The 6,318-nt window shown below is 70.1% G+C and carries 6 protein-coding genes; 1 reads left to right on the top strand and 5 read right to left on the bottom strand.

Going from position 1 to position 6,318, the window contains the following annotated elements; all coding sequences use genetic code 11:
- Positions 1 to 56 precede the first annotated feature (56 nt).
- The 4 genes from ACIQNG_RS12485 to ACIQNG_RS12500 all read right to left on the bottom strand — a co-directional run bounded on the left by ACIQNG_RS12485 (position 57) and on the right by ACIQNG_RS12500 (position 3,657).
- Positions 57 to 566: a GbsR/MarR family transcriptional regulator gene (locus ACIQNG_RS12485; RefSeq protein ID WP_401426348.1), complete on the bottom strand. Its 510-nt coding sequence runs from the start codon at positions 564 to 566 to the stop codon at positions 57 to 59.
- 212 nt (positions 567 to 778) lie between these two features.
- Complete coding sequence (locus ACIQNG_RS12490) at positions 779 to 1,816, bottom strand: 3-oxoacyl-ACP synthase III family protein (RefSeq protein WP_401426351.1); 1,038 nt, start codon at positions 1,814 to 1,816, stop codon at positions 779 to 781.
- 100 nt (positions 1,817 to 1,916) lie between these two features.
- Complete coding sequence (locus ACIQNG_RS12495; protein WP_401426354.1) at positions 1,917 to 3,119, bottom strand: cytochrome P450; 1,203 nt, start codon at positions 3,117 to 3,119, stop codon at positions 1,917 to 1,919.
- Positions 3,120 to 3,438: 319 nt separating this feature from the next.
- Positions 3,439 to 3,657, bottom strand: a complete 219-nt coding sequence (locus tag ACIQNG_RS12500; protein ID WP_401426356.1) for a ferredoxin — start codon at positions 3,655 to 3,657, stop codon at positions 3,439 to 3,441.
- Between the two features lie 200 nt (positions 3,658 to 3,857).
- Here ACIQNG_RS12500 and ACIQNG_RS12505 point away from each other — a divergent pair, with 200 nt between their 5' ends.
- Positions 3,858 to 5,282, top strand: coding sequence for an NAD(P)/FAD-dependent oxidoreductase (locus tag ACIQNG_RS12505; RefSeq protein ID WP_401484433.1), 1,425 nt, complete (start codon positions 3,858 to 3,860; stop codon positions 5,280 to 5,282).
- 147 nt (positions 5,283 to 5,429) lie between these two features.
- Here the strand turns inward: ACIQNG_RS12505 and ACIQNG_RS12510 are convergent.
- A partial coding sequence (locus ACIQNG_RS12510) for a phosphopantetheine-binding protein (protein WP_401484435.1) occupies positions 5,430 to 6,318 on the bottom strand: 889 nt, incomplete at its 5' end.

A 6,318-nucleotide genomic window follows, 5' to 3' on the forward strand; every position in this document is an offset into this window, starting at 1 on the left:
CCCGCCCACGGCCCCCCGCCTAAAGCAGCCGCCCCGCCCACGGCCCCCCCGCCTGCTCAGGACCCGTCGTCCGGAGCCGCACCCTGTGACTCGCGCCAGCGGACCATGAGCTTGGGCACCTCGCCCCGGATGAACTCGAAGAACCGCCGCGTCTCGTCCAGCCGCGCGGCCCCCGGGCTCTCACCGCCGAGCGCGGAGATCCCGTCGGCGAGATTGTCCTCCAGCCGCAGGAACACCTCGTCGCGACGGGCGAACATCTCGTACCACATACCGTCCACGACCCGGTAGTGATCATGCCGCTGCCCCGGCTCACGCTGCCGCTCCACCAGCCCCAGCTGCATCAGATAACGCACCGCCTGCGACACCGCGGCCCGGCTGATCCTCAGCTGCCCCGCCAGCTCCACGGCGGTCAGCCCGTCCTTGGAGATGAGAACGGCCACGAACACCCGCGCCGCCATCCGTGGAAAGCCCAGCCCCGCCATGCTGAGGGCGAACTGCTCGATGAAGCGGCTCACCGCCAGGTCCTGGCCGGTGTCCTGCTGAGCGTCGTCCGGGGCGACCGCCATCCGCGCATCCCTCCGCGTCATGTGTACCGATGTGCCGTACGCCTGCGAGATGGCCGAACGCACCGGGACTGCTGTTCACTGTTTCATGAAAACCATATATCACCGGGCGTCGAAAGCGGTTTCCCCCACACACGCGTCGGCGCCCCGACCCCAGAACAGGGCCGCGGCGCCGACACACACGGGGCGGAACGGTACAGCCGTACCAGGACCGGTCAGTCCGCCTCCAGAGCGAAACCCGACTTGATCCACTTACTGGACTCGATCGCGACCCCGACAGCCCGATCCCCCGGAGCCAGCCGCGACAACAGCCGCTCCAACTGGAAGAACACCAGCGCGTTCCCGTTGTTGCCGGTCTCCTCCACGCAGGACACCTCCCGCGCCTCCGGCACCCCCATCCGCTCCCGGATCCGCGCCGTCATCCGACCCGACAACTGCGGCGGCAGCACATACGACAGATCGGCGGGCTTCCACTCCAGTCCGTCCAGCAACTCCTCCGCCGACTCGGCGGCCAGCACGGGAACCGCCTCCTCGATCGCCTTGTAGTCCTCACTCACCGGAGGACCGTCGAAACGCCGGCTCGCCCCGTACCAGTCCAGCGTCTGCCCCGGCTCCCGCCCCAGACCGACCAGCCGCGTGAACACCGCCCGCAACACCGGACCCGGCGACGGCTCCGTGGTGAGCACCAGCGCACCCGCCCCGTCCCCGAACAGCACCAGATTCACCAACTGCGCCGGCGGCAGCGCCGCCGCGTCCATGTCCGGGTCCACCAGCTTCGCAGACACATCACCGCCCAGCACCAGCGCCGTACGATGCCCCCCGGACAACAACAGCGACGCCGCAAGCGACAGCGCCTGCACCGCGCCCGAACACCCCGACTGCAACTGGTACGTGGGCACCTGATCGATACCCAACCGGTCCGCGATCACATTCACCGTCGTCGGCATCAGCATGTCCGGCATGGCCGTGCCCATCACCATCACATCGACGTCCGACGGCTCCAGACCCGCCGCGGCCAACGCCCGCCGCCCCGCCGTCTCCCCCAGATCCGCCAGCGAGAACCGCGGCTCACCCGACTCCAGATCCACCGCGAGATGCCGGAACCGCGTACCGATGAACGCCTCCGCCCACTGCTCCCACGCCGGACCCAGACCCATCCTGCGCCCCAGCGTCGCGTTGTCGATCCGCGGGCCCGGCACCGCCGTACCCACCGCCGCGACCCGCAGCACCGAAGACCCGTTCAGAACCAGCACCGCGCCCCACCTCCCCGCCCGACGACAACCGCGACGACCGCCACCGGCCCGCACCCCGACCGCACCGCGACCGCCCGGCACCCAGCCACCACCGGCCCCCTCACCACGTCACCGGAAGCCGCTGCGCGGCATACATCGTCGCCTGCGAACGCAGCGGCACCTCATCCGCGTCCACCGCCAGCCGCAGCCCCGGGAACCTCCGGAACAGCGCCGCATACGCGATCCGCATCTCCACCCGCGCCAACTGCTGCCCGATGCACTGATGAATACCAAAACTGAACGCCATGTGCCCGGAGGTGGAACGCCCCACATCCAGCCGGTCCGGATCCTCGAACCGCTCCGGATCACGGTTGACCGCCGCGAGCGACACCGTCACCCCGTCACCGGCCTTGATCAGCCTGCCCTCCAGCTCCACATCCTCCAACGCCGTACGCGGTACCCCGAACTGAGCGATCGTCAGATACCGCATCAACTCCTCCACGGCATTGCCGAACAGCTCCGGATCCTCCCGCAGCCGCGCCAGCTCATCGGGATGCCGCAACAGCGCGTACGTACCCAGCGACAGCATGCTCGCCGTCGTCTCGTGCCCCGCCATCAGCAGCAGCATCCCGACCCCGGTCAGCTCGGCGTCGTCCAGCTCACCACTGGCGATCAGACCACTCAGCAGATCATCCGCGGGCTCCTTGTGCTTGAGCTGCACCAACTCATGGATCAACCCGTAGATCGCCCCGAAAGCCGCCGCCACCTCCTCGTGGGACGACCCGATCCGCATCACCGTCGTCGAATGATCCTGGAACCGAGGCCGCTCACTGTACGGAACACCCAGCAACTCACAGATCACCAGCGAAGGAATCGGTAGCGCGAACGACGGCACCAGATCCGTCGGCGGCCCCTGCCGCTCCATCGCGTCCAGATGCTCCTCCGTGACCTGCGCGATCCGCGGCTCCAGCGCCTTCATCTGCCGCACCGTGAACTGCCCGGTCAGCAACCGCCGGTACTTCGTGTGATCCGGCGGGTCCATGTGCATGAAGAAACCCGGCGGCACCGTCTCCCACGGCCGACCCCCCGACGGCAACTCGAACGGCACCTTCTTCAAGTCACCGCGCGCACTGAACCGCTGATCGCTGAGCACCTTCCGGGCCGCGGCATGACTGGTCACCAGCCAGCCCACATGCCCGTCCGGATACAGCAGCGGACTCACCGGCTCCTCCTCCCGCAGCCGACCCAGCTCCTCGGGCGGATCCAGCGGGCGCGTGCGCTCGGTCGGCAACCGCCGCGGCGGCGTGGACAGCGTCTCCGACATCTCGCGTTCCCCTCTCGGCCTGCCCCCGCGACCGGCGAATCCGGCACGGCGGGCGGACGGAACCGGCAGGTGACACAACACCAGGGCACGCCGGACCGCCCCGCACCACGACGGTGAAGCACGGAACACAACGCCCCGCCCAACCCCGCCACGCCCGACCCACACACGTCGGCGCACCCTCGTACGCCCACGCCGCGCCCGGAGAGAACCGCTGTGCGACGGCGGCGCCGACCACACCGGTCCACGCCTTTTCGCCCAGCCTCCGACAGCCCGCTTAAGCCGCCCTTGCCTCCACTTAACGCGCCCGCGGCCCGCCCACCTACCGGCCCTCACCCCGGGCAGCCCCCGCACCGAAGCGGATGACCTGCCCCGGACACGAACGCTCCGCCTCCTCCACCGCGTCCCAGTCCTCCACCGACGGATGCCGCTCCAGCACCACCACCTGACCCGTACGCTCCTCCTGGTCGAAGACACCGGGCGCCAGCAGCGCACACATGCCCGACGCCACACACCGGCTCACATCGACTCCGACCTGCATGGACGAATCCCGCACGAGAGCACCCTTCCGGACTCGGACCTGCCGAACAGGCCCGTAGCGTAAGCCCTTCGACCATCCCCCACGAAGCCGCGAAAGACTTTAGAAACCGGCAAGTCACCCCCAAGCCGCGCCCCGCAAGGTGAGCCGGGCGGCATACGTCGACCGCCCGGTACCGGACCATGAGAAAGGGCGGATCGGGGATGGCCGAAGCAACACCACACGCGCGAGAGGCAGTGCACGCCGTAGTGCTCGGCGGCGGCCTCGCCGGCACTCTGGCCGCCGGCGCCCTGCGCCACCACGTCGACAAGGTGACCGTCGTCGAACGCGACACCTACCCCGACCGACCGGAACCCCGCAAAGGCGTCCCCCAGAGCCATCACGCACACATCCTCTGGTCCGGCGGAGCCGAAGCCATCGAAGCCCTGCTCCCCGGCACCCTCGACGGCCTGCGTGACGCGGGGACCCACCGCATCGGCGTCAAACAGGACATGCTCCTCTACAGCGCCTACGGCTGGCAGCACCGCTTCCCCGCCTCCCACTACGCCCTCACCTGTAGCCGCCCCCTGCTCGACCGGACCGTACGGGACGCCGTACTGAGCGACCCACGTGTCGACGTCATGCAGGGCACCGAGGCACACGACCTGACCGGCGACCGCGAACGCGTCACCGGCGCCCGCGTCCGCACCCAGGACGGCACCACCCGCGAACTCCCCGCCGACCTCGTCGTGGACGCCACCGGCCGCGGCTCACGCCTCAAGCACTGGCTGAGCGGGCTGGGCCTGCCACCCGTCACCGAGGAAAGCGTCGACACGGGACTCACCTACGCCACCCGCGTGTTCCGCGCCCCCGCCGACGCCCCGAGGCCCTTCCCCGTCGTCAGCGTCTACGCCGACCACCGCACCGGCCGCCCAGGCCGCAACGGCCTGCTCCTCCCCATCGAGGACGGCCGGTGGATCATCACACTCTCCGGCACCCGAGGCGGCGAACCCACCACGGACGAGAACCGCTTCAGCGAGTTCGCGCGCACCCTGCGGCACCCCCTGATCGCCGACCTGATCGACGCCGCCGAACCCCTCACCCCCGTCCGCACGACCCGCAGCACCCTCAACCGCCGACTCCACCTCGACCGGCTGACCCGCCACCCCGAGGGACTCGTGGCACTTGGCGACTGCGTGGTCTCCCTCAACCCCATCCACGGACACGGCATGAGCGTCGCGGCCCGCTCCGCCCACGCCCTGGAGACCACACTGCGCCGCGCCGGCGGCCTCAAACCGGGACTGGCCCGAACCGCCCAGCAGGCCATCGCCGCCGCCACCGACGCACCATGGCTGCTCTCCGCCTCCCAGGACCTGTGCTACCCCGACAACCGGGCCGACGTCAGCGACCCGCGCCTGACCACCCAGGCCGCCCGACGCCAGGGCTTCGCCGACCTCGTGACCAGCGCGTCACTGGTGAACCAGCGGGTGTGCGACGCCCTCACCGCCGTCACCACCCTGACCGCACCCCTCGCCCACCTGGAAACCGCCGAATTCCTCACCGCCCTGCGCCAGGGCCCCGCACGGCCGCCGCTGAGCGGGCCGCCACTGAGCGCGGAAGAGGCAGCGGTACTGCGAAAGACGCAGTAGCGAGCCTTCCCCCCTCCCTCCTGCCCGCCGCCCACAGCCCCCTCATTCCATCGACAGCGCCCAAGTTTCCATCGACAGCGCCCAAGACGAACCGCCCCGGTGCCCTCTCGGCACCGGGGCGGTTCGTCTTGGGGGAGGGACGCCGGTTCAGCGACCGCCGGACGGGGCGCTGTCCACACCGTCGGCCCGACCCAGCCGACGGTCGATGAAGTCGAAGATCTCCTCGGTCGAAGACTCCTGGATCCGGTCGCCCACGTCCGCGGCCTCGGTCTCGGCCGGCCGCGCGTCGTTCCAGTTCGACAACAGCGTCTGAAGCCGCAGGGTGATCCTGGCCCGCTCCTCGTGGTCGGGAGTCAGCTGCTGCAACTCCGCCTCCAGCGTGTTCAGTTCCTCGATCACCCGCAGTGAGGAACTCCCGGACGCCGGCACCAGATCCTGAAGGATCCGACCGGCGAGGGCCTCCGGGGTGGGGTGATCGAAGATGAGGGTGGCAGGGAGGCGCTGGGCGGTTGCATGGGTGAGCCGGTTGCGCAGCTCGACGGCGGTGAGGGAGTCGAACCCCAAGTCCTTGAAGGGCTGCTGGGGATCCACGCTGTCGGCCCTGCCGTGGCCGAGGACGGCCGCGACGTGTGTGCGGACCAGATCGAGGACCAGGCGGTGCCTGTCAGCCGGGTCCGGCAGCGCGCTCAGCCGCTCCACGAGTGCGGAGCCGTGGCCGGTACCGGTGGCGGCGGTGCGTCGTCGGGTGGGGTGTGGTGTGAGGTCGCGTAGGAGTGAAGGGGTGGTTTGGGTGGTTTGGGTGGTGCGGAGTGTGTGGGGGGTGAGGGGGAGGCAGAGGTGGTGGGGTTGGCCGGTGGTGAGTGAGGTGTCGAGGAGGTGGAGTGCGTGGCTGGTCTCCAGGGCTTGTGCGCCGTGGGTGACCTTGCGGACTTCGGTGTGGCTGAGGTGGCCGGTCAGTTTGGTGGTGTGTTTCCAGTAGCCCCAGGCGAGGCTGGTGGCGGGTTGGCCGTGGTGGTGGCGGTGGTGGGCGAGGGCG

It is taken from the genome of Streptomyces sp. NPDC091377 (assembly GCF_044757045.1).
GTDB lineage: Bacteria > Actinomycetota > Actinomycetes > Streptomycetales > Streptomycetaceae > Streptomyces.

What these genes read in the sequence shown, in the direction of transcription:
- ACIQNG_RS12485 (WP_401426348.1), bottom strand. Translation starts at nt 566, where the DNA reads ATGGCGGTCGCCCCGGACGACGCTCAGCAGGACACCGGCCAGGACCTG.
- ACIQNG_RS12495 (WP_401426354.1), bottom strand. Translation starts at nt 3,119, where the DNA reads ATGTCGGAGACGCTGTCCACGCCGCCGCGGCGGTTGCCGACCGAGCGC.
- ACIQNG_RS12500 (WP_401426356.1), bottom strand. Translation starts at nt 3,657, where the DNA reads ATGCAGGTCGGAGTCGATGTGAGCCGGTGTGTGGCGTCGGGCATGTGT.
- ACIQNG_RS12505 (WP_401484433.1), top strand. Translation starts at nt 3,858, where the DNA reads ATGGCCGAAGCAACACCACACGCGCGAGAGGCAGTGCACGCCGTAGTG.